The 22817-nt window shown below is 60.3% G+C and carries 21 protein-coding genes and 4 pseudogenes; 16 read left to right on the top strand and 9 right to left on the bottom strand.

Annotated elements, in window-relative coordinates:
* Window positions 1-521: 521 nt before the first annotated feature.
* Both VOI21_RS19940 and VOI21_RS19935 read right to left on the bottom strand, forming a co-directional pair.
* On the bottom strand, window positions 522-887 hold the full coding sequence (locus VOI21_RS19940) for a hypothetical protein (protein ID WP_323771713.1): 366 nt from the start codon (window positions 885-887) through the stop codon (window positions 522-524).
* A 13-nt stretch (window positions 888-900) separates the two neighbouring features.
* On the bottom strand, window positions 901-1350 hold the full coding sequence (locus VOI21_RS19935; RefSeq protein WP_323771712.1) for a hypothetical protein: 450 nt from the start codon (window positions 1348-1350) through the stop codon (window positions 901-903).
* Window positions 1351-1797: 447 nt separating this feature from the next.
* On the opposite strand from VOI21_RS19935, the gene VOI21_RS19930 reads away from it, so the two are divergent.
* From VOI21_RS19930 to VOI21_RS19920, 3 genes and pseudogenes are all read left to right on the top strand, one after another.
* The gene (locus VOI21_RS19930) at window positions 1798-1956 is read left to right on the top strand and encodes a hypothetical protein (RefSeq protein ID WP_323771711.1); all 159 of its coding nucleotides are present in this window, start codon (window positions 1798-1800) and stop codon (window positions 1954-1956) included.
* 90 nt (window positions 1957-2046) lie between these two features.
* Window positions 2047-3536, top strand: a pseudogene (istA, locus tag VOI21_RS19925) (IS21 family transposase).
* A gap of 43 nt (window positions 3537-3579) precedes the next feature.
* A pseudogene (locus VOI21_RS19920) lies at window positions 3580-4120 on the top strand (ATP-binding protein); the annotation flags it as partial.
* Between the two features lie 35 nt (window positions 4121-4155).
* On the opposite strand, the gene VOI21_RS19915 reads toward VOI21_RS19920, so the two are convergent.
* Window positions 4156-5067 (bottom strand): LysR family transcriptional regulator, encoded by a 912-nt coding sequence (locus tag VOI21_RS19915; protein WP_323771710.1) that lies wholly within the window; start codon window positions 5065-5067, stop codon window positions 4156-4158.
* Between the two features lie 95 nt (window positions 5068-5162).
* Here VOI21_RS19915 and VOI21_RS19910 point away from each other — a divergent pair, with 95 nt between their 5' ends.
* The 6 genes from VOI21_RS19910 (at window position 5163) to VOI21_RS19885 (ending at window position 9721) form a co-directional block, all read left to right on the top strand.
* Complete coding sequence (locus VOI21_RS19910) at window positions 5163-5459, top strand: DUF2218 domain-containing protein (RefSeq protein WP_323771709.1); 297 nt, start codon at window positions 5163-5165, stop codon at window positions 5457-5459.
* Between the two features lie 109 nt (window positions 5460-5568).
* A complete protein-coding gene (locus VOI21_RS19905) occupies window positions 5569-6411 on the top strand; it encodes a nuclear transport factor 2 family protein (RefSeq protein WP_323771708.1) in 843 nt (280 codons plus the stop codon).
* Window positions 6412-6452: 41 nt separating this feature from the next.
* Window positions 6453-6947 (top strand): nuclear transport factor 2 family protein, encoded by a 495-nt coding sequence (locus VOI21_RS19900; RefSeq protein WP_323771707.1) that lies wholly within the window; start codon window positions 6453-6455, stop codon window positions 6945-6947.
* Between the two features lie 143 nt (window positions 6948-7090).
* Entirely contained in the window at window positions 7091-8098 is a 1008-nt protein-coding gene (locus tag VOI21_RS19895; RefSeq protein ID WP_323771706.1) for an MBL fold metallo-hydrolase, read from the top strand.
* Between the two features lie 95 nt (window positions 8099-8193).
* Window positions 8194-9039: an NAD(P)H-binding protein gene (locus VOI21_RS19890; protein ID WP_323771705.1), complete on the top strand. Its 846-nt coding sequence runs from the start codon at window positions 8194-8196 to the stop codon at window positions 9037-9039.
* 85 nt (window positions 9040-9124) lie between these two features.
* Window positions 9125-9721 carry a sulfite oxidase heme-binding subunit YedZ gene (locus VOI21_RS19885; RefSeq protein ID WP_323771704.1) on the top strand — a complete coding sequence of 199 codons (597 nt, stop codon included), beginning with the start codon at window positions 9125-9127 and terminating at the stop codon, window positions 9719-9721.
* A 36-nt stretch (window positions 9722-9757) separates the two neighbouring features.
* Here the strand turns inward: VOI21_RS19885 and VOI21_RS19880 are convergent, their stop codons facing one another.
* A complete protein-coding gene (locus VOI21_RS19880) occupies window positions 9758-10960 on the bottom strand; it encodes an OsmC family protein (protein WP_323771703.1) in 1203 nt (400 codons plus the stop codon).
* Between the two features lie 57 nt (window positions 10961-11017).
* Complete coding sequence (locus VOI21_RS19875; RefSeq protein ID WP_323771702.1) at window positions 11018-11761, bottom strand: GntR family transcriptional regulator; 744 nt, start codon at window positions 11759-11761, stop codon at window positions 11018-11020.
* A 204-nt stretch (window positions 11762-11965) separates the two neighbouring features.
* Between VOI21_RS19875 and VOI21_RS19870 the strand changes: the two genes are divergently transcribed.
* The 7 genes from VOI21_RS19870 to VOI21_RS19840 all read left to right on the top strand — a co-directional run bounded on the left by VOI21_RS19870 (window position 11966) and on the right by VOI21_RS19840 (window position 18710).
* Window positions 11966-12976, top strand: a complete 1011-nt coding sequence (locus tag VOI21_RS19870) for a TRAP transporter substrate-binding protein (RefSeq protein WP_323771701.1) — start codon at window positions 11966-11968, stop codon at window positions 12974-12976.
* 51 nt (window positions 12977-13027) lie between these two features.
* Window positions 13028-13567 (top strand): TRAP transporter small permease, encoded by a 540-nt coding sequence (locus VOI21_RS19865; RefSeq protein WP_323771700.1) that lies wholly within the window; start codon window positions 13028-13030, stop codon window positions 13565-13567.
* Complete coding sequence (locus tag VOI21_RS19860) at window positions 13564-14925, top strand: TRAP transporter large permease (protein WP_323771699.1); 1362 nt, start codon at window positions 13564-13566, stop codon at window positions 14923-14925. The genes VOI21_RS19865 and VOI21_RS19860 overlap by 4 nt, the downstream gene beginning before the upstream one ends.
* A 57-nt stretch (window positions 14926-14982) precedes the next feature.
* Complete coding sequence (locus tag VOI21_RS19855) at window positions 14983-15594, top strand: RICIN domain-containing protein (RefSeq protein ID WP_323771698.1); 612 nt, start codon at window positions 14983-14985, stop codon at window positions 15592-15594.
* Between the two features lie 62 nt (window positions 15595-15656).
* Window positions 15657-17096 (top strand): aldehyde dehydrogenase family protein, encoded by a 1440-nt coding sequence (locus tag VOI21_RS19850; RefSeq protein WP_323771697.1) that lies wholly within the window; start codon window positions 15657-15659, stop codon window positions 17094-17096.
* Window positions 17093-17911, top strand: coding sequence for a glutathione S-transferase family protein (locus VOI21_RS19845; RefSeq protein WP_323771696.1), 819 nt, complete (start codon window positions 17093-17095; stop codon window positions 17909-17911). The genes VOI21_RS19850 and VOI21_RS19845 overlap by 4 nt, the downstream gene beginning before the upstream one ends.
* A 46-nt stretch (window positions 17912-17957) precedes the next feature.
* Window positions 17958-18710: an SDR family NAD(P)-dependent oxidoreductase gene (locus tag VOI21_RS19840; RefSeq protein WP_323771695.1), complete on the top strand. Its 753-nt coding sequence runs from the start codon at window positions 17958-17960 to the stop codon at window positions 18708-18710.
* A 692-nt stretch (window positions 18711-19402) separates the two neighbouring features.
* On the opposite strand, the pseudogene VOI21_RS19835 reads toward VOI21_RS19840, so the two are convergent.
* The 4 genes and pseudogenes from VOI21_RS19835 to VOI21_RS19820 all read right to left on the bottom strand — a co-directional run.
* A pseudogene (locus VOI21_RS19835) lies at window positions 19403-19923 on the bottom strand (integrase core domain-containing protein); the annotation flags it as partial.
* Entirely contained in the window at window positions 19924-20046 is a 123-nt protein-coding gene (locus VOI21_RS19830) for a hypothetical protein (RefSeq protein ID WP_416358992.1), read from the bottom strand.
* A gap of 62 nt (window positions 20047-20108) precedes the next feature.
* Window positions 20109-20450 (bottom strand): annotated as a pseudogene (locus VOI21_RS19825) (integrase); the annotation flags it as partial.
* 306 nt (window positions 20451-20756) lie between these two features.
* A complete protein-coding gene (locus tag VOI21_RS19820) occupies window positions 20757-22568 on the bottom strand; it encodes a carboxypeptidase-like regulatory domain-containing protein (protein WP_323771694.1) in 1812 nt (603 codons plus the stop codon).
* Window positions 22569-22817 lie beyond the last annotated feature (249 nt).

Below are 22817 nucleotides of genomic sequence, written 5' to 3'. Positions count from 1 at the left end.
ACTCCCGCTGGCCCGATACGGCTGCGCTGTGTGGTGGCTACACCGCATCGGGCCAGCTACCCGAGGGCGCAGCAGGGGGTCATTTTTGGACGCCGATAGTGGGTCAAAATTGTGTGCCGATTGACACTTCTGGCCCGGCGGAAATCAGAGCGTGGGGAAAGCGGGGAGGGCTACTTCTCTCTGCACCAAATAATCACCAAGTGACCGATTTTTCTCACGGAGCTAGTATACCCATCCCCCTTCTCCCCACCACATCCTTAAGGAGTGCAAGTATTTAAAATATAATTATAAAATTTGGCATCACAGCCTCCACCGGGTTCCCTCGAGCCTCCCCATACCCTCCCCCCGCTTCCCCCGGATTGCCCACGAGCCTGCAAATTCACCGTCTGGCCACTTGCGGCCAGGCCGCATCACACAAGCCAGTCTCCCTCAAGGGGAGAGCATGGGGAGGGCTAATGTAGGGGCGCGGGGAAGCCTGGGCGGTGAAGCACGAAGGTTGCGCGGCGCAGGCTCAGGAAGAGTTAGTCACGCGCCTCGCGGCGGCTGACGGGAAGTCGAGTTTCGGCCGTTCGCCATTTCTTGCCTCCTCGCTCACCGCGCACGACCTCTTTCCCCGATTGATCAAAAGTTCGGATCGTTTCAGGAATCACGTTCCGATATAGACGAGAATCGTCCCATGACCATCGAAAGGTCACGCTGTCGCTGGCGTATATCCACCGCTTCGAGCCCAGCCCGAGGAAGGCGTAGCGCTCGCCGTCCACTTCGAACGAGTGCTGATGCCAAGCCCGAGTGTTTCCACCTTTGCTCGGCGGGCGATATTTGTCTTTCAGCACAGCCCTGTAATTTTCGACCTTTGTAGGTCCGACTTCATACACTTCCGTCATCATTCTGCCTGCTGGTTTATTCGGATGGGCGAACGACCCATTCTTCACTGTCGTAGTCAAAGAATCGCGCCATGTCGTCCCACTCGTCTTCGGTGAAGTTCTGGGCGATCTCGTCAAGTTGAAAAAGCCTCACCGATAGCTCTAATTCGGCATCCCGGAGTGTCGAGTATCGTTTTTCGAAGAGCGGGCGCGAAGTCCTGAATGGATCAAAGACTTGAACGACATAGTTGCCAGATTGAGCACCCCTGGGCGCATTGAGATAGACGTCTTCTACGGTGAGGAGGTGAGAGCGCCGCAGACGCGCCCCTTCCTTTTGTTTTGGATCAGCAAAGCGGGATAGAACCGCCAAAAACAGTTGCCCGGATTTGTAGATTGACCGACTGACCTGTCCCTCGTCGGTGTATCGCGCAACCCAACAGTCTTGCAGCCAGGCTTCCCACGGCTCTAATTCATCGGCGTAACTCATCGCTACCTCTTGGTAATCGCACTTTCCGGTTGAAGTATCTCGGGGCCACTGTCAACCGACCCAGCTTCCGTGCCTCGCGGACCGGATAGGCCTGCCGCCTCCAGCCACAGGACGGAGCAAAACAGTGGGACAATAATCCCAAAAAGCATTGTGACATTATGGGAAAATTTCGCGTCCCACCTTTGCCTAAGTGTCTGATTTATTGAAATTTGTGCAGCCCGCCCCCGGGCATCATAAAATACTATAATGATTATATTTTCTAACGCTTTAATGGATGATCGTTTACGCTTGTCCACCTTACTGCCCACCCTTCGATTGACGGTCCAGATTCTTTTTGCCCGGATTGGGCGGCAGGCTTGAGTTCGTTGCGACAGCGCCCATGGTCGGATTGGGGATGCTGTTTGCGTCTTGTTAGAGAAAACGGTAGGTCCCCTCAACTTTCCAACCATGCATTCCGTCGACTTGCACCGGGTGGTAGCCCGCAAAATCGACCCTTACCTTGGCACCAGGATGACCCCACTTGCCGAGCGGATCGGAGCAATAGAGGCCAGCTACGGGCTTAAGCAGATCAGCGATACCGACCTGATGATTTCCGATAAGAACTGACCCGGTGGCCTGCCAAATTTTCACTGAGAATTGACCCATGTGAACACCTTTCCCTGACGGATTTTGTCGGGGAGATATGGAGTGATCGACATGGGATTTTTGCGTGTCATCAGACGCCTGGCCTTGCGTGACAAGATGCCCATTCGCAAGGGCGCAGTGGAGCCGAGGTTCAAGTCGCCGCCGCGGGCCAGCAAACTGGATCCTTATGCGGATCGATGGTCGGCCTGGCTTTTGGCGTAGACGCGCAAGCCTCGCAAGGAGCGCCGCAGCCTGAAGCAGATGCACGCTGTCCTTGTGAAGCTCGGCTACGACGGGTCCTACGGACGTGTTGCCGCTTTCGCTCGCGCCTGGCGCGCGGATCGGCACATTGTTGAGCAGACGACGGGACGCGGCACGTATGTGCCGTTGGCCTTCCAGCCCGGAGAAGCGTTCCCGTTCGACTGTAGCGAGGACGGGGGCACCATTGGCGGGGAACGCGTGAATCTGCAGGTCGCGCATACGAAGTTGTCTCACAGCCGCGCTTTCGTGGTGCGGGCCTATCTGCTCCAAACCCATGAGATGCTGTTCGACGCCCATTGGCACGCCTTCCGCGTCCTTGGCGGCGTTCCCGGGCGCGGGATCTACGACACTATATCTATGACACTATGAAGACGGCGGTGGTCCGTGTCGGACTTGGCAAGCAGCGCGATATCAATGCGCGCTTCAAGGCCATGGCCAGCCACTACGTGTTTGAGCCGGAGTTCTGCAATCCTGCGGCGGGTGGGGAGAAGGGGCAGATCGAGAAGAGCGTCCAAGACGCCCGGAACCGTCTGTGGCAGGTAATGCCGATCTGCAACACACTGGACGAGCTGAACCGGTGGCTGGAGGACCGTTGCGTCGCTTTGTGGGCGGAGACAGCGCATCAGACATTGCCCGGCTCAATCGCGGATGCCTGGGATGCGGAGAAGCCGACGCTCATGGCGCTGCCGCCAGCCTTTTATGGGTTTGTCGAGCATAGCAAACGCGTCTCCCCAACACGCTTGGTGACCTTCGAGCGCAACCGCTACAGCGTCCCAGCCAGCTTCGCGAACCGCCCCATCAGCCTGCATGTCTACCCGGATCGGTTGGTCTTCGTGGCCGAGGGCCAAACAGTTTGCACGCATGCGCGTATCATCGAGCGGTCGCATCATAAGCCCGGCAGGGTCATCTATGACTGGCGGCATTACCTCGCGGTCATCCAGCGCAAGCCCGGCGCCCTGCGCAATGGCGCTCCGTTCGCGGAGATGCCCACCGCCTTCCGTCGCCTGCAGGATCACATGCTGCGCAAGGACGGTGGGGACCGGGAGATGGTCGATATCCTGTCCCTCGTGCTTCACCATGACGAGGAAGCCGTCCTGTGCGCCGTGGAATTGGCATTTGAAGCCGGCGTGCCAACCAAGACGCACATCCTGAACCTGCTTCACAGCCTGGTGGATCGCAAACAGACCGACCATGCCGAGATCGACCCGCCGGAAGCACTGGCGATGGCGACAGCCCCGAAGACCGATGTCGCCCGCTACGACGGTCCGAGGCAGATGAAGGAGAAGCGTCATGCGTCATGATCCAGCAGGTGCCTCAACCGGGATCATGCTTCGTAGCCTCAAAATGTATGGCATGGCGTCGTGCTGAAAGCACGCCTTTGGCGTGACCTGTCGAGGACCTCGTCGCACAGGGCGCTCCTGCCTTTGAGGCTGCAATGCCGACCCTTTCACAGCTGCTGAAGGCGGAAATGGCGGAACGGGAAGTGCGATCCATCGCATACCACATGAAGGTTGCGCGCTTCGCGGCCTACAAAGATCTCTCGAGCTACAACTTTGCCTCCAGCGATATCAACGAGGCCACCGTCCGCCAATTGCATCGTGGCGAGCTCATGGAAAACGCCGAGAACGTGGTGCTGATCGGTGGGCCCGGCACCGGAAAAAGCCATGTCGCGACGGCCGTAGGTGTCCAGGCCATCGAGCATCACCGGCGCAAGGTCCGCTTCTTCTCAACCGTGGAACTCGTGAATGCGTTGGAACAAGAAAAGGCCGTCGGAAAGGCCGGAAAGAGGGCCAAGATGCTGACGAAGATCGACTTGGTCATCCTCGACGAGCTCGGCTACCTTCTGTTCAGTGCGTCCGCTGGCGCTTTGCTGTACCGAGTATTGGACGGCGCCTTTATAATGGCGCGGTGGCTGTTGCGTCAGCCAAATGCCGATTTCTTGATGTGCAAGTTTCCTTGCCACTCGGCGACAAATCGCACGAACAATAGCGTGAGGCTTTCGCGTCGGGACGTGTCCGGCCAGACGGCGAAGAAGCCCAGCGGGATTAGCCGCCACTTTGGCAACAGGCGCACCAGCTCGCCAGAGGCTTCGCCGCGCGCGGCGAGGTGTTCGGGCAGAACCGTGGCGCCAAGGTTCTGACAGGTGAAATGATAGAGTGCGTCGATGCTGTCAGCCTCAAGACGGGCCTGACCCAGGACCTTGACGGTTTCGCCCGCCGGCCCATGCAGCGTGGTTTGGTCGGACCGATACTTGTAGCGGAGCCAATCCCAGTCTTCCAAATCCGACGGATGCGCGGGGCGCGGGCGGCTTGCCGCATAGCGCGCCCCGACAACCAGCGCTCGGTCGCTTTCGCCCAGCTTGCGGGACATCATTGAACTGTCGTCCAGCCACCCCGCGCGAATGTTCACGTCAAACCCGTCTTCCAACAGATTCGTGCGCCCGTCGGTGAAAGTGATCGAAACGGCGACCTGCGGGTGCTGCCGGACAAATTCCGCGATGGCAGTCGCCAGAGATGACGATGACATGAAGGCCGGCATCGACACCCGCAGCGCGCCGACAGGTTCCAGCGACAAGGCGTTGAGTTCGTTCAAACCGCTTTCCGCACTGCGCAGCATCTCGGCCACGCGGGCGTAGAACATACGACCCTCATTGGTCAGCGCGATCTTGCGCGTCGTGCGATACAGCAAAGTCACACCAAGATAACTCTCAAGGTCAGAAACCGTTTCGCTGACCCGTGAGGGCGCGAGTCCGATCGCCTTGGCCGCCGCGCGAAACGAGCCTTCGTCGACGACGCGGGCAAAGATTGCCATGTGGCGCAGATGCTCAATCATTGTTCCGCAGACTCGAATTATGACTTCTGATATCGATGGATACTCCGATCAATTCGACAAGGATAGATGTCAGGTACACCACAAGGAGCACCGACATGAACGCGAGCACATTTTTCAGCACTGACCGCGCCGACCGGTATCTGGGCACGCTCTGCAAGCATTTTGGGCATAAGGTTCCGGTCCGCCATGACAAGGGGACCGGACAGATCGAATTGCCGTTTGGACTTTGTGTGCTGAGTGCTGACGAGACCGGGCTGGCCCTGAGCGTCGAAGCCTCAGACAAGTCCCAACTCGACAAGACGATCAAGGTCATTTCCAGCCACCTGGAGCGCTTCGCCTTTCGCGAGAACCCGGACCTGACGTGGACTGTCGCCAACGGCACCAACGCCTGACGCCCAACCGCTAACACCGCCATTTAACCACCCAATCCCTGCCCCAGCGCGCCCCACCCCGGAGCGCGATCGTAGCGGGCATGTCCCAACCAACCCCGAGGAGACCACAATGACCCTGAAAAAACTTTTTGCATCGGCCGCGATCGTCGCGACCCTGCCGTTTGCGGGCCAGGCCGACAGCGCCGAAAACAAGACCTTCGTTCTCGAAGCGCTGGAAAACACGCTGCTGGCGGGCGACGTGGCTGCGGTCGATCAGTATTTCGCCAAGGACATCATCCAGCACAACGAGATGTTCGCCAACGGCATCGAGGCGCAGAAGGAAGTCGTCGGATTCCTGGCCGGAAACGGGAACTTCAAGGCCGAGTATGTCCGTGTCATCGCGGATGACGACCTTGTCGCCGTGCATGCCCGTTACGAGGGCTTTGGCGAGACCCCGGTGATCGGCTTTGACGTCTTCCGCATCGAGGACGGCAAGATCGCCGAACACTGGGACAACCTGATCCCCGAACAGCCCGTGAACCCCTCGGGCCGCACCCAGATCGACGGTGCCACCGCGATCACTGATCTGGACCAGACCGATGCCAACAAGGCCAAGGTCGAAGAGTTCATCACCCGCGCGCTGATCAACCACGAGCAGTTGGATTTCACCCAATACATCAATCCGGCCAACTACGCGCAGCACAACCCGATGGTGGCGGACGGTCTGGACGGCTTTGGCGCCTTCATGGCCGAAATGGCGCAGCAGGGCATCACCATGGATTACTCGGAGATCCACCAGGTGATTGGCGAGGGTAACTTTGTCCTGACCCTGTCCGAAGGCGCCCTGGGGAATGAACCGACCGCCTTTTACGACCTCTTCCGCCTCGAGGACGGGCTGATCGTCGAACATTGGGACGTCATCGCGCCCATGCCCGGCCCCGATGCCCCCCACAACGAAGCCGGAAAATTCTGATCCCGCCTGCGCCGGACGGGCGCGCCACCAAGGAGCACGACATGAACCGCAGAACCCTTTTGACCACATCGCTGGGCGCGACGCTCGCGATCATTCTCGGAACACAAGCAGGAGCACAAGACATGGACGATCAGACACAAGCGAGCTTTGACACCGTCATGGCCTTCATGGGCGCGATGGGGTCGGGCGACATGGAGACCATGGGCAAGCTGATGGCCGACGACATGGTCTGGCACAACGAAGGCGACGACAGCCTGCCATGGATCGGCGGTGCGACCGGTAAGGAAAACATCTTCAAATTCCTCGGTGTCTTCTCCGAGAACGTGCAAACGATCAAGTGGGAAAACACCGACGCCTTCGCCTCGGGCGACACGGTCGCCGTCTTCGGCGTGATGAACGCCATCACCCCCCATTCCGGCAAGGAAACGGGTGACTTTACCTTTGCCCTGCGCGCCAAGGTCAGAGATGGCCAAGTCGTGCTGTGGCATTGGTTCGAAGACAGCTTTGCCGTCAGCCAAGCCTATCACGGGAAGTAAGCCGATTTGGGCGGCGGGCTGTCGAACCCGCCGCCCGGATTGCTTTGCCCGGCACTGAGCCACTCTCTGAAACGGCTCGGTGCGCAGGCCCGCCTGCCCACCTTGGAAATGCGCGACGACACCCCGCAATATGGAGACCGGACGTGAGAACAGACCTGAAAGCCATGCTTTGCGTCGGGATCGGGCTTTTGCCCAGCCTGACCGCCGCACAGGAAGGTTTCGATGTCGAAACCGTCAAATCGACCTACAGCACACGCGACTATGCCTATTCCACGCTGCCTGCACGCGGCTACGGCTACTACCAGATCGCCGAGAACGCTTGGTTCGTGCATGACAGTTTCGAGAACATGGTGTTTTTTGTCACCGATGACGGCGTCGTCGTCTATGACCCCAAGCCCGACGTCTCGCCCTTTGTTTTGGAAGTGATTCCTCAGGTGACGGACAAGCCGATCACCCATGTGATCTATTCCCACCACCACCGCGACCACAGCCAGGGCGCCTACCTGTTTCCCGAAGAGGCGATCCTGATTGCCGAGAAGGAAACCGCTGACCTGCTGGCCGTTGCGCAGGATCCCAAGCGCCCGCAACCCGATTTCGTCTTTGAGGATGAATACCTGCTGGAAACCGGCGGTTTCCGCCTGGAGTTGAAGGACCTCGATCGCAACTGGCACAGCCAGAGCGACATCATCGCCTGGGCGCCCGAGCAAAAGATCCTCTTTGCGGTCGACATGTTCCACCCCGACGCCGCGCCGTGGATCCACTGGGGCGAAAGCACCGATCCGTGGTTTGCCTTCGGCCTGCCGGACTTGCTGCTGGAGGCTTATGATTTCAACTTCGTCGTCACCGGCCACGAACGCTTTCCCGGCACGCAGGAGCATATGCGGACTTATCAGGCCTTCATCGGTGACATGAAGCAGACGCTGATGGGGATCGTGCAAAGCGACTGGTACCGGGCCGTGATGATGGAAAGCGAACGGCGGTACGACGAGAGCGCGGCGCATTTCACCTACAAGCACGGCATCACCACCGCCTCGAACGCCTGTGCCACCCACATGATCGAAAATTGGGCGGGCAAGGTGCGCAACGTCGAGCTGAACATGGCAGAGAATTGCCAAACGATGTTCATGCACCTGATCGTGTTGGACCCATAGCAATCGCCCGCCAAAGGCGTCGCGGGACATGGGTTCTGCGACACCATTATTGAAATCACCGCAGACACTGCCTTTGCCACTGAGGAGTTCAACCCATGACGCTTGCCGTCACCGCCGTATCGGGCCAACTTGGCCGCGAAATCGCCAAGACGCTCATCGCCCTGCCGGGCGGCGCTCCCGTGATTGGTCTGGCCCGGACGCCGGACAAAGTCACCGATCTGGGGGTCGACTTGCGTCCCGGAGACTATGACCAGCCAGAGCAATTGCAGACCTCACTAGACGGGGTCGATGCACTGGTGATCGTGTCAGGCATGGCCCCGCCCGAGGACCGGATTCAGCAGCACCGCAACGTGATCAACGCCGCCCGCGCGGCTGGCGTGCGCAAGCTGGTCTATACCAGCATCCAAGGGCCGGAAGAGGGCACTCCATTTTCCGCGGTGGTCCACAGCAATCGCCAGACCGAGGCGGACATCAGGACCAGCGGGCTGGACTGGGCCATAGGACGCAATGGCATCTATATCGAACCCGATGTCGAATATATCGACAGCTACAAGGCGCGCGGCGAGATCGCCAACAGTGCCGGGCAGGGCAAATGCGGCTACACCACGCGGTCTGAACTGGCCCATGCCTATGCCGCGCTGCTGACGCGCGCCGATCTCAACGGCGGCACCTTTGATCTGAATGGCACGCCGATCTCACAATTGGAACTGGTCGGGTACATGAACCGCGCCTTCGGAACCGATCTGACCTACCGAGAGATGACGCCCGGGGACTTTGTAGCCGATCGCAGCGCCGAACTGGGCGATTTCATCGGCCCGATCATCGGCGGCATCTACGAGGGCATCCGGCACGGCGCTTATGACCGTCCCGGCGACTTTGCCGAGGTGACCGGCCGCCCGCATCAAAGCTGGGCCGATTATTTCAATACTCTGAGCGTCTAACCGCGACGGAAATGCTGCGGAGCAGCGTGGAAAGAAAAACACATCCAAATTCGCCATGGCGACACGAACACGAAAGGCGACAGACATGCTGTCACGACTCACTCCTTACTGGCTCTGGGCGCTGATGGCGCTGCCGGGCTTTGGCATCCTGATGAGTCTCATCAATGCCACCGATGCAACCGCGATCCACGAGGCGCTGCATCCCACCGGCGAATTCGGCGCGCGCTTCATGATCATCGCCATGCTGGCCTCGCCGCTGGCGCTGGTCTTCAAGGGATGGCGCGGTCCGCGCTGGCTGAAGAAGAACCGCCGCTATTTCGGCGTCGCGGCCTTTTTCTACGCGCTGGCGCATACAGTGCTGTATCTTGTCGATCTGGGAACGGTGCAGAAGGTCATGACAGACCTGCCAAAGTTCTACATCTGGACCGGCTGGATCGCCTTTTTGATCTTTGTGCCGCTGGCCGTGACGTCTTCGGACTACTTCGTGCGCAAGATGGGCCGCAACTGGAAAACGTTGCAGCGCACCACCTATGCCGCCGCCGTTCTGACACTGCTGCACTGGGCGGCGCTGCACGACTGGGGTGGGCTTCCGGGAGCGTTGGTACACTTTGTTCCGCTGGGCCTGCTTGAGGCTTATCGCGTCTGGTACTGGTATCTGCGTCCGCGCCCGCAGGTGGCGTGACATATGGGGCGGCCCGTCGGGGTCGCCCCTTGGCCGTTACAGGCGGTGGACGCGAAGTTTGGTCTTCAGATCCGTTTTGCAAAAGGCGTGTAGAAAACAGGTCTGCTCGGAAATATCCAGCATCTCGCGCGCTGTTTCATCGCTCTCGCCGGTTTCCAGATAGACATGGGTTTCCAGCGGATCGGCGCGACCGGCCTCACCGGTGCCGCCCGAAGCGCCGCCAAGCGAGAAATGACTGTCCTGCACGATCCGGTAGTCGCTCAGATCAAGGTTCAGCATTTTCACGAAACGCCCGAACTGCGTCATGAAACAAAAGCCGATCCCGGCGCTGATATAGCTGTTGGCATCGGGCGCACGCCCCAAACCGCCGTTTTCGGTCGCCTCTTCCGATAGAAAGTTGAAGGACGTTCCGTGCGGAGAATACTGGAGTTGCAGGATCTCCTTCATGCCATCCTCGCGCAATGTGCAGGTCGCGCCGATGTTCAATGTCCGGTTCTGCTCGGCGGCCAGCGAGGAGCCTGCCGTTGCCGTCCCGCCCGTGACAGGCTTTTTCGGCGTGACCCCCTGAGGCCAGCACAGCCGCTCGTTCGCGGGGTCGGCAACGGGCTGCGCCTTGGCAAAGTGATCGCCGGGATCCGGATAGATCGGGCCATCAACGCGCAGCGCCTTGGCCGGTGCCAGCTCTACACCGTTCTTGGACAGCGCAAACAGGCTTTCCAAGTGCCCGCGCATCAGGCCGTTCAGCGGCGAGGCATGGACCGCGTTCATAAGGAACTGGTTCAGCGCCGCGTCGCCCAGATCGCAATCGATCTCGACCTGCAATTCCACCGGCAGCGCGCCGCCCACCATGGTCCGTTTCGGCATGGATCCGGTCATGGTGTAATAATTGTCCTGCGTCAGCTTCAGCTTACGGATCTCGACCCCTTGCTGTTTAGCCAGCGCGGTGATCTCGTTCATGTAGCTGGCGACCATGCCCACACTCAGAAAGGCCAAGGGGCAAGGCGCGGCGTCGTGACCGTCCAGATAGGGGCCTTCGTCAGAGGCCAGCCGCCAGACCTTGCCGGTTCTGGACGAGGCCACCAGCGCCTCTTTCTGGAACACCGACAGGGACCGCACCCAGGTGCGGAGGCTGTCACCAATACGGGTTTCGGGCGGGGCGATGCCCACGTCGGCCGCGTTGACCAGTTCAAAGAAAAGTGGCGTGCCGCTTTGCGCAAGCATGTTCGGCCCCTGTGGCATGGGGTATCCTCCCTGTTGGGTACAGTATTCGGTGTCGATGATGTCAGCGGGCGAGGCTCAGCCTTCGACCCCGGAATAGGCAATGAGATCGGCAACCGTCAGGTTTGCGTCACGCTTTTCGAACATGCGGATATATTCAAGCATCGTATGTGAATGTTCCCGCATCATGCCTTCGGCGCGAACGGCATCCCCCTTTTCGATTGCCTCGTAAATGACCTTGTGTTGTGCATTGCCCAGCCGCAGGCGAAACAGACCGCGTTCGCATTGCTCCGGCTCTTCGAACACTGCGCGGTCGAACACCATCGACCCGACCGCCAGCATCGGAAGATGGCTGATCTGTTCGCAGGTATAGCCGACGTAGTCGTTGCCACAGGCCTTGAGGATCGTGCTGTGGAATTGACGGTTGGCGGCCTGCATCTTGCGGATCACCTCGTCGTTGACGCTGCCGGTTTCGATCAGCGCGTCGATCGCGTCGATCGCGATTGCCATGTCGGGCAGGTGGTCCGCCCGATCCGGGGCCTGGGCCATCAGCCTTGCGGCGAGGCTTTCGAGATGCCCGCGTACCTGCACGGCTTGCAGGATGTCATCGACGCTGGGGCTTTGAACGATATACCCGCGCCCCTCGTTGCGGCGGATCAGCCCCTCTCGCTCCAGCAGGCGCAAGGCCAGACGAACCGGCGTCCGGGACACGCTGTGTGTGGTGCAAAGCTGCGCCTCTGACAGCCGTTCATCGGCTGCGTAGGTGCCTGAGACGATGTCGCGTCGGATGCGCGCGGCGAGTTCTGTATCTATCGAGTCCATAGGCGCATTCAGTCCACTTGGGATCCCAAAGTCAAGAAGAACCCCAGCATTCTTGATTTGAAATTCAGATTTTCCTTGATTTGGGATCCTTAAACGGTGTTTCTTGGCCTCGGCACGATGAGAATCGCTCGCCCGGGCGGTCTGGTTTCGGGGTTGGGATCCCAAACTGTACCGCACCGTCGCAAATCCATCAGGGAGGACACCATGAGTTTTGCACGTTTCACTTCTGCCTTGGCGTTGGCCGCCGGGCTATCCGTTTCCGCATTTCCGCTCAGCGCCGAAGAACTGTCTGTCGCCACCTTCGTGCCGCCGCAACACCATTCGAACACCGTGATGTTCAAATGGTTCGGAGACGAGCTTGAGAAACGTTCGGGCGGTGATCTGACGATGAAGCTGTACCCGGCCGGCCAGTTGGGCGCCGGGCCGGTTCAGCAATACAAGCGCGCGGTCGAGGGCGTGGCAGACATCACCTTTGGCGTCTCGGCCTACACCCCCGCCCTGTTTCCAAAGACGATGCTGGCAATCCTGCCGGGCAAGGCAGAAAGCTCGCACGAGGCAACGGAACGGATGCTGGCCGTGTTTGATGAGCACCTTGCCAGCGAATACGAAGACGTAAAGGTCATCGCCCTGAGCACCGCCGCCGGGATCGGCATCGCCGCAACCCGCGACGTGTCGACAATGGAAGGGCTAAAAGGCGCAAAGGTGGTTCCTTATGCCGCGCTGACCACGCCGATCGTCGAGGCGATGGGTGCGGTCCCCGTCCAGATGCCGGTGACGGAAATGTATACCGGCCTCAGCACCGGCACCATCGATGGGGCCTATTCGACCTACAACAACATGACCCCGCCCTGGAACTTCTGGGACGTGGCCTCGCATTTCGCGACCAATGTTCCGGTGCAACACGCGGTAATCTTCGTGGTGATGAACCGCGAACGCTATGAGGGGCTGAGCGACGAACACCGCGCGATCATCGACGAACTGGCAGGCGAAGCCGCCTCTTTCAAGCTGGCAGAGAGCTTTGACGGCGCGGACGTGAAATCGCTGGAGATGATGAAGGCCGCGACCGACAAGAATTACCAGCTTGTCGAGGTGTCCGCCGAAGAGCGCGCCAAGATGGACGCCGCCGTCGCCGAAGGTCTGAAGGCGATCTTCGCCGACTACGCGGATCGTGGCATCGACAATGCCGAAGCGATCTACAACGCGATCAACCGCTAAGACAGGCGTCGGGGCCACTCGGCCCCGGGCCGGCCCTGGGAGGGGACTTCAATGACATACAATCGCAAGGCCCCCGGCTTGACCGGGCTCTTGGATGCTGTCCTGACGTGGGTGGCGCTGATCGGCGGAGGGTTGACGCTGGCCTTCATGACGCTGTTTTCCGTCTGGAACGTGCTGATCATGCGCAAGGCGCTGAACAGCCCCATCGTCGGCGCCGAAGACTTGCTTATCCTTTCTCTGGTGGTGGTGGTCGCGCTGGCGATCCCGCTGGGCGCGCGCAGCGGTGCCCATATCGAAATCGAGGTGCTGGAAAGCGCCATGTCGCCCGGCTTTGCCCGCTGGTCGATGGTCTTTGTCAAGCTGCTGGGCCTTGCCTTACTGGTCATCATGGCGCAGCAGCTCTGGCACGCGGGCGACAGCGCGGTGCGGTTCGGCGAGACGACGCAGCAACTGCTGATTTCGTATCAGCCGTTCTACTACGCGCTTGCGATCTCGGTCGCGCTGTATGCCGTGGTGCTGGTGCTGGACATCATCCGGTTGGCGCGCGGTGGTGCGATCACGACGCTCACAATCCGCGGTGATCTGCAATGATCGACATGACCGTTCTTGGTCTTTTGGGCCTACTGACGCTGTTTGTTCTGCTGGCGCTCAGGATGCCTGTTGCGCTGTCGATGCTGGGGGTCGGATTTGTCGGAACCGTCATCGCCAATGCCAACAAGTTCATCACCGTCGGCATGAGCACAGATCAGGCATGGGCGCGCGGCTGGAAGATCGCCTATTCCAACCTCGCCGGCGAAACCTTTGAGGCAGCGTCGAATTTCAACCTGCTCGTGATCCCGATGTTTGTCCTAATGGGCAATCTTGCCGGGGTGTCGGGCATGTCGCAGGACCTGTTCAATGCGGCCTATCGCTGGATGGGGCATTTGCGCGGCGGGCTGGCCTCGGCCACCATCGCGGCCTGCGCGGGCTTTGCCGCGCTGTCGGGATCTTCGCTTGCCTCCGCCGTCACCATGGGCCGGGTCGCCCTGCCCGAGATGAAGCGCTACAGATACGCCGACAGCCTTGCCACCGGGTCAGTCGCCGCCGGAGGCACACTGGGCTTTCTGATCCCGCCGTCGGGCGGTATGATCATCTACGCCGTCCTGACAGAGCAAAGCATTGGCCGCCTGTTTATGGCCGGCGTCTTTCCCGGCATCATCCTGACGCTGCTGTTCATCGGCGCGATCTACCTTGTCGTCATGCGCAACCCCGCGGCCGGACCGCAGGGGGACCGCTCGACCAAAGCCGAGCGTCTGGCCTCCCTGTGGCGCGCGTTGCCGATCCTGGGCGTTGTTCTGGTCACCATCGGGGGCATGTACACCGGGTTTTTCACCCCGGTAGAGGCCTCGTCAGTGGGCGCGTTCTTTACCCTGCTCGTGGCACTGGCCCGCCGGTCGCTGTCGTTGCACTCGGCGCGGACCGTGATCCTGCAAACCATGAACGCGACGGCGACGGTGTTCCTGATCATCATCGGGGCGTTTGTCTTTATTCCCTTCATGTCACTGACCGAACTGCCCGCGGACCTGGTCGTACTTCTGACTTCGCTGCCCATCGGCGACCTTGGCGTGCTGCTGGTCATCATCCTCGCCTACATGTTCCTTGGCATGTTCCTGGAAAGCATGGCGATGCTGGTGTTGACCATTCCGGTTGTGATCCCCATCGCCATGGGGCTCGACTGGGACCTGATCTGGTTCGGAATCATCATCGTGATCGTGCTGGAAATGGGCATGATCAGCCCGCCGGTCGGCATCAACGTCTTCATCGTGAAATCCATCGCCCCCGAAGTGCCGATGAACACGATCTTTCGCGGCATCTGGCCTTTCTGGTTCGCCATGGCGGCGATGATCGGTCTGCTCATCCTCTTCCCTCAAATCGCACTTTTCCTGCCGCAGACGATTGTCGGCGGATAGCGCATAGCGCCCGCCGACACGGCCTTCGGGGTCAGACATCCAAAGGAAGCAAGTCTTATGACCAAGAAAACCAACACGCTGGCCTGCGCTTTTCTGTGCCTGCTGCCGTTGCAGGCCGCCGCGCAGATGATCGAACCGCAGGCGCAAGGTGGCGCAGACACGGCCCGCTACATCCGGGCCGCCCTGCCACTGGATGAGCCGCGCCACCTTTGCATCGACCTTCCCGGGCATGGCGATCAGGTGGATCTGGCGGCGGCCTTTACGGTTCACACCTGCAAGGATGGCATGTGGAACCTTGATCAGCGGTTCGACTGGGTGGATAGCGAAACCCGGCTGCGGATGCCGCAATACGACAAGTGCCTTGCAGCAAACCCGCAGGCGGGCAGCGAAATTGTCCTTGCCGATTGCGTCGCAGAAGCAGCGACCTGGCGGTATGAAAACGCCCGCCTGAAGCACGGGCAGGACCCGGTCCTGTGCGTGACCATCGCCGACGAGAGATCCGAACTGACGCCGGGCGGCAAGCGTTTCGAGACCCGCGCACGGGCCCGGTCACTGTCGCTGGAGCTTTGCGACGATGCCGCCATCGAGCGCCAGCTTTGGACCGTGACCCAGCCTCTGGACCTTGAATCGATGCTGCTGCCGCCAAAGGGAAGCCTGCCGGTCGAGTGAAACGGCGGCCGCATACCAGATTGGAGAGAACATTCGTGTCGAGACACGGTCAGGAGAAAGACATGGACACCAAGACTGAAATTAAGACCTTGCAACATTTCATCGGCGGGGATTGGACGGACGCCACCGGCGGCGAGACCTTTGCCGTGCTCAACCCGCTGGATGACAGCCTCTACGCCCATGCGGCGCGGGGTAGCGCAGAGGACATGAAACGCGCCGTGGCCGCCGCGAAATCCGCCTTTGCCGACTACCGCAACACACTGCCAAAAGAGCGCGAACGCTGGTTGCTGCGCGTGGCCGAGATCATGGAGGCGCGCAAGCAGGATCTGCTCGATTGCCTGATCGACGAGATCGGCTCCCCCATCCAGAAGGCGATGTTCGAATTCGACAAGGGCCTGACCATGGTGCGCGCCGCGGCTGGCATGTGCCGCAATGTGCGGGGCGAGACCTTTCCTTCGGACCGGCCCGGCACGTTTTCCATGTCGGTGCGGGAACCGCTGGGCGTTGTGGCCGTCATCACCCCGTTCAACGTGCCCCTGATCAAGACGACGCGCCTTGTTTGCAACGCGCTGGCGGTGGGCAACACCGTCGTGCACCTGCCCTCGGAAATGGCACCGCATCTGACGGTGCTGTTTGCGCAGATCGTGGCAGAGGCGGGCGTGCCCAAGGGGGCCTACAACGTGGTCACGGGCATCGGCGCAGACGTCGGGGATGCCCTGACCGGGCATAAGGACGTGGATTTCGTAACCTTCACCGGATCGTCGGTGATCGGTCAGCACATTGCCGAGATCTGCGCCCGCAACAAGACGCCCAACACGCTGGAACTGGGCGGGAAAAGCCCGACCGTCATCCTGGCCGACGCGGATCTGGACAAGGCGGTGCCGCTCGCGGCGCGCTCGATCTTCATGTTCGGCGGACAAGCCTGCATCGGCTCCAGCCGGTTTTACGTTGAACGCCCGATCTACGACGACTTCGTTAAACGCTTTGCGATGATCGCCGGCAAGGTCGGCATGGGCGACCTGCGCGACCCGAGCACCGTGATTGCGCCGATCATTTCGGAACGCCAGCGCGCCCGCGTGCGCGCCCATATCGAGGATGCCGTAACCAAGGGTGCAACCGTCGCCAACGGCGGCGAATGGGAGGGCAACCGCTGCCAACCCACCTTGCTGACCGGCGTCACGGAGGAAATGACCGTTTGTCAGTCAGAGACCTTTGGCCCTGTCACCTCGATCTATCCGATCGACTCGTATGAAGAGGGCCTGGCCCGCGCCAACGACACGGACTTCGGCCTGTCCTCCGCCATCTTTACCCGAGACATCGACAAGGCCATGCATTTCGCCCGTAACATCGGGGCCGGCATGTGCCACATCAACGGCCCCACCATCCATGACGAGGCCCATGTGCCCTTCGGCGGCAACGGCGAAAGCGGCGTCGGGCGCGAAGGCACGGATGCCGACATGGCAGCGATGACGGAACTCAAATGGATCACGGTGCAACTATGACGTTTACACTTTACCACCACGGATCATCCGTCTGCGCCGCCAAGGTACGCTTTGCCATGGACGAAAAGGGTCTGCCTTGGGAGGGCGTCTACATCGATATTCTCAAGGGAGAACAGTTTACGCCCCAATATCTGGCTCTGAACCCCAAGGGGGTCGTTCCGACACTGGTGCATGACGACACGGTGATCCCGGATTCAACGGTGATCATCGAATATCTCGACCAAATCGAACCGGAAACCTCGGTTCACCCAACCGACCCGTGGGAACGCGCGCAGGCGCGCTATTGGACCAAGGCGGTGGACGAAGACCTGCATCCCGCCTGCGGCGCGGTCACCTTTGTTTGCTCGCACCGGCATACGGTGCTGAAGAATCTCGGGCCGGAGGGGGTGAAGGAATTCCTTGCCTCCACGCCAAAGGCCTCGGTCACGGCGAACTGGAAGGATCTCAAGGACATCTACGTGCGCTATGGGTTCGACGCGCCGGGTGCTGCGGACAAGGTCAAGCTGTACGACAGCTACCTGCACAAGATGGAGGACGCGCTGGAGGGCAATGACTGGCTGGTGGGGAACCGGTTCTCCATCGCGGACATCGCCATGACGCCCTACGTCAACCGACTTGCCATGATGTCCATGCGCGGCTTGTGGGAGGGCGGCCGCCTGCCCAATGTGGATCAATGGTTCGCCCGGATCGAGGCGCGGCCGAATTTCCAGCGGTGTCTGATCGACTGGGTACCCAAAGACCTGACAAATGATCTGCGCGAGAACGGTTCCAAAAGCTGGCCCGAGGTCGCCAAAATCCTCGAGATTGACATTTGAACACGCCCACAGACCGCATAGCGGCGGGGCACCAAAGGAGGACACCATGGGACGACTGACAGGAAAGACCGCAGTGATCACAGGTGCCGCACAGGGGATCGGCGCCCTGATGGCCAAGGCCATGGCAGAGCACGGCGCGCAGGTTCTGGTGACGGATGTCCAGGACACAGGGGCCGCTGTTCGGGCGATCACAGACGCGGGCGGCACGGCGCAAGGCATGAAAGTCGATGTCACCAACAACGACGACCTGTCGGCCATGGTCGATACCGCCAAGGACATGGGCGGGCTAGACATCATGGTTAACAACGCCTCGATCTTTGCCACGCTGACGCCGAAACCTTTCTTCGAGATCAGCGACGAGGAATTCGACACGATCATGCGGGTCAACGCGCGCGGGGTCCATCAGGTCATGCGAGCCATCGTGCCCACCATGATCGCGCAGGGCGGCGGCAAGGTCGTCAATATCGCCTCGGGCACGTTCTATTACGGCCCGCCGGGGCTGTCCCATTACACCGCGTCCAAGGGCGCGGTCATCGCGCTGACCCGCTGCCATGCGCGCGAATTGGGCGACAAGAACATCCAGATCAACGCCATCGCCCCCGGCCTGACCGAAAGCGAAGGCATCCGCAGCAACGCGGGTTTTGACATGGCACGCGCGCCGACAGTCGCCTCACGCTCGATAAAGCGCGAGATGCTGCCCGAGGACCTGTTAGGCACGTTGCTGTATCTGGCATCGTCCGACAGTAATTTCGTCACCGGACAGACGCTGAACGTCGATGGGGGTAAGATGAACGTGTGATGTAAAGTGCCAAGCGTTTGGATGCCAGCGTCTGAACAGCGGACTTTCGTTTCAGGCAACATGTACGGCAGGTCAGGGCCGGTTGTCTCTTGGAGGTCAACCTGCAGCTGCCGTCTTGCAGGGTGGACCGACTACGCATAACCAACGGCCTGTCCATCTGCAAAATCCGCAGATGAGGGGGAGTTGTCGGTTCCTGTTTGTCCGCGAACAATAATGCTAGAAGCCCTTCTCTACTTTCGAGGGTGCGCCTGAAATCCCTTCGGGCCGCCACCCTACGGAAAGAGAACTATCATGGGGATGACCCAGCCTGAGCCCCGCGTTCTGACGATCATGCCGGCCAGTGAATACAGATGGCCCGAGAAGCCCGCCCACTCAGCCAGGCGGATAAGGAAGACGCCTTTCGGATCGCCACCAAGGCGCTGACTCGCTGGTATGTCAACGAGATCGCCGCTGGTATGACTGACAAGGATCTCGAAGCCGCCCTCGTCCGGGTGCTTGGCAGCTTGGGCGACAGCTGTGGTCCTGGAAGGCCCGACACCGCTGTCGAATTGCCGATCCCAACGACCGGCAGATGTCACTTTTCTAAGGCTGGCCCGCCGCAATCGACAGGCCTTCTTTGTCTCGGATGCGCTGCAGATTGCGTGGATTGGTGAAGTAATCCCCCCGGTTTTGCGGAGGCTGGGTCGCAGAATCTACGCGGCCACTCTCAGTTTCTGAGCGGGTGTCATCCCGCCGTTGCCGATGTTGGGGCGCTCGTTGTTGTAGGACCACAGCCACTCGGTGGCAATCTTCTGGACTTCCTCGATGCTTTCAAAAATGGAGAGGTCCAGCCATTCGTACCGGACCGTCCGGTTGTAGCGTTCGACATTGGCATTCTGCTGAGGCTTTCCGGGCTGGATATGGGCCAGGGTGATGCCATCCTCAGCCCATTCCATGAGGGTGCCGCTGATGTATTCAGGGCCATAACACCTTCGGAATATCGCTGATTGAGAGGCTATTACCGCCAGCGCAACGCTGACGTTCTTCATTGCCACCGCTTTCACGGCCAACTCCCGGCGCTGAACTGGCCGTATCATTTTTTTCCGAGCGCCTCCTTCAGCAGGTCGTTCTGCATGCTGACGTCGGTATACATGCGCTTCAGCCGCCGGTTCTCCTCGGCCATCGCCTCCTTCTCGCTGATGAGACTGGCATCCATGCCACCATACTTCGCCCGCTATTTGTTCAGCGTAGACATGCCAACGCAAAGGTCATAAGCCACCTGCTTACGCGTCAACCCACTGGTCAGTGCAATGCGCACCGCATCAGCGCGGAATTCGGCCGTGCGTTTCAGTTCCATAGCTTGTCTCCTTTGCTGCAGTAAATGCTATCAAAAGAGCGGCATCAAACCGCGACAGGTCCATCTTCAAGCCAAGCAACCAGCGACGTCCGCGTCCCCTCGGCAATCTCAAAGTGAACCGGTTGTCGGGTCTTGCTCTGTGTGATGGAGGTTCGTTCCTTGACTTGGCCAGCGGCAGCGGCATAGACGTCCGCGACCTTCTGCATCACGAGGCCACATCCGCGGAGCTTGCTATCGATGGCGAGGTTGAAAAGCGCATGATCGCGGGTGCGCCCTGCGATCTCGAGGCGCACGCGGATCGCCCAGACATGCTTCGGCATGAGCGGTCGCTTCTGGCCGACGATACGGCCCTTGTTCCAAGCTGGGCGGCAGGAACGGATGGCTGGAAGATTGGCAGCGGACATCACGTTTTTCTCCGTTCCGCCGCACGCCGCCTCTTCGCCGACACCGTGTCGGCGCTACATCGTATCACGCCGCGCTGCCTTAGGTCTGCTTCGAGCCCACTCTGACCGATGCTATGCTTGGCCTGAATGTCTGAGTTGTACGGCTTTTACGCCATCCGGCAACCCGGAGCTGCGGTTGTTCGAAACACCCACGGGATCGACCATCGTGCGGATCGACGCGTAAACCCGGGCTGCAGGCGTCACCGGGCTGACGGCGGATGATTTCGTGTTGTAGCGCGTCGGGTTGGGGGCTGCTCGCCTGCGGCCCTATTTCTTGGGGTCTTCCCCCGGAAGTGGCGGAATCTCATAGGGCTTGTCCTGTCCGCCGAAAATCGCCCGTCGCTTGTCGACCTCGATATCCAAGTTCAGCCCAAGTGGATCGGACAGGGGACTATGGACAAGGATCGGATCCTCCAACCGGTTGGTGCGAATATCCAGATAATCGTCCGGCCCTGCGATCCTGTCACGCTGATACTTCTCGGCCCGGATCCAGTATTTGCCGTCTGGCAAAGCGTCTATTTCCATCCGGAATGCCCCATCCCTACCGGACACGACCTTGCCGTTGATATCGCTGTCAGCGACGTTGTGGGCCATCACGGTTACGCCTTCGAGTCCCTTGCCCTTGTAAATCACCCGGCCATGAACGGTGCCTTCGAGCGGCGGCGGGATATGGACCAAAATACTAGCGTAGATGTTTTTGTGATCCCAGGTCAGGGGCTCGTCGTCATAGTACTCCATCCCAACAGGGATCGACCAAAAACCGTACCGCCAGCCCCAGGATCTAGACCGGTCCAAAACATAGCCTTTCGGGAAATCCGTGGGGGCCACGTCGACGACAATCAGGCGATACAGCCCTTTGCGCAGGTTTTCGAATTTGTAACTGCCGTCACGCTCTGCCGTGATGCGTTGTCTTTCGCTGCGGGCTTTGCCTTCCGGAATCAGTTCCAGCGTTGCCGTGACCGGTCGTTTCGGAGCCCCGCCGACAGGCGTTGGGCTGTATTGGAAAGAGACCCTGCCAGAGATGCTGCCGAGTTTTTCGCCGATCACCGGCCTGACATACCCTTCCAGTTCGGTCTTCAGTTCCTCCAGCGTGATCTTGATCGTAAACGGGATCGCCTTGTCGTCTTTGACCGTGCCGGACAGCTTCAACTTGCCATCAACGATCGCGAGCGTTGCAGGCAAGTCCCAGGTCAGGTTTGCGGCAGGCACATTGCGGTCCGATCCGCCGTCATAGTCGCCAATCAACGCGAGCACCCAGGGCAGCTTCCGCGAGGTGCCGGGCTTCATAGCAAGCGAATTGGGCAACAGACTAAAACCTTTGACCGTGTCAGGGTCGATAGGTTCGCGCCACGGCAGGCGCGGCTTGGTGCCTTTGCCGTCCGCATCGGGGTCTTTGGTGACCGCAGGTTTGCGAGGTTTGGTGTCTCCGGGGATGACCGGGTCTTCGGCATCGGTCGGCAGGATCACCGAGCCTTTTGCCGGATCGTCCACCAGGACCTTGCCTGCGGGTCTGAAATTCCAGCCATAGCGCCCGCGTTCTCCCATGATCCGCAGGTGCATGACCGGATCGAAATAGCCATCGTCCTTAAGAAAGAATTCCAGCGTGCCGTGGTTCTTCAAATCCGTACCGCAAAAATGTTCGGTGCCCTCCCAATCGGCGACGATCCGAGCGTTCTTGCTTTCCCATGCGCCCGACAGCGTCCCGTCAAAGGTCAGATCGGCGCCGCCCAGGCGGATGTTCTTTTCGCAGACCGATTGAATCCAGATGGTGCCGGTCACGTCCGCCCCGTCAAAGGTCAGGGTGATCCGGGCTGCGCGCCCATCACCGGCGGCTTGCCCGTGGTAGGTGAGCTTGGGGTTTTCATCACCATCCCGCTCGACCTTGGGTGCGGACCATGTGTTGCCCTCGGGCAGCGCGGCCACGGGGGGCGCCGGTTGAACGGTTTTCGGAACATTGCCCGAGCCGCCGCGCAACAGATCATTGATGGCATCGACCGATTGCGCGGCCGCTGGCGCGGCGCCGAATGCCAAGGCCAGCGCCAGACCCCATCCCAACAAAAGACTTTTCATTATTGTCATGGTCAGCCCTCCCTGCTGGCTTTCAGCTAGCAGGACCCCAGAAGCGGGAGCCTTGACCTAACGCAAACGGATGCCCGTTTCGGAATGCGACTTCGCGGTCGGGAGGGCGGCCTACTGCCCGATCTGGCCGTTCGGGAACAGCGCCGCATTCCGTTGGCATCCGACAGGACCGGCGGGAAGCGGACTTTTGCCGCGGTCGCGAAGGCACCTCGGCCGCACCGCGGAAGCGGACATTCAGCCAGGCTGCGC

The sequence above is a fragment of the Antarctobacter sp. genome (genome assembly GCF_034670325.1).
Classification (GTDB): Bacteria; Pseudomonadota; Alphaproteobacteria; order Rhodobacterales; family Rhodobacteraceae; genus Antarctobacter.
This window is presented reverse-complemented; position numbering and strand designations above follow the sequence as displayed.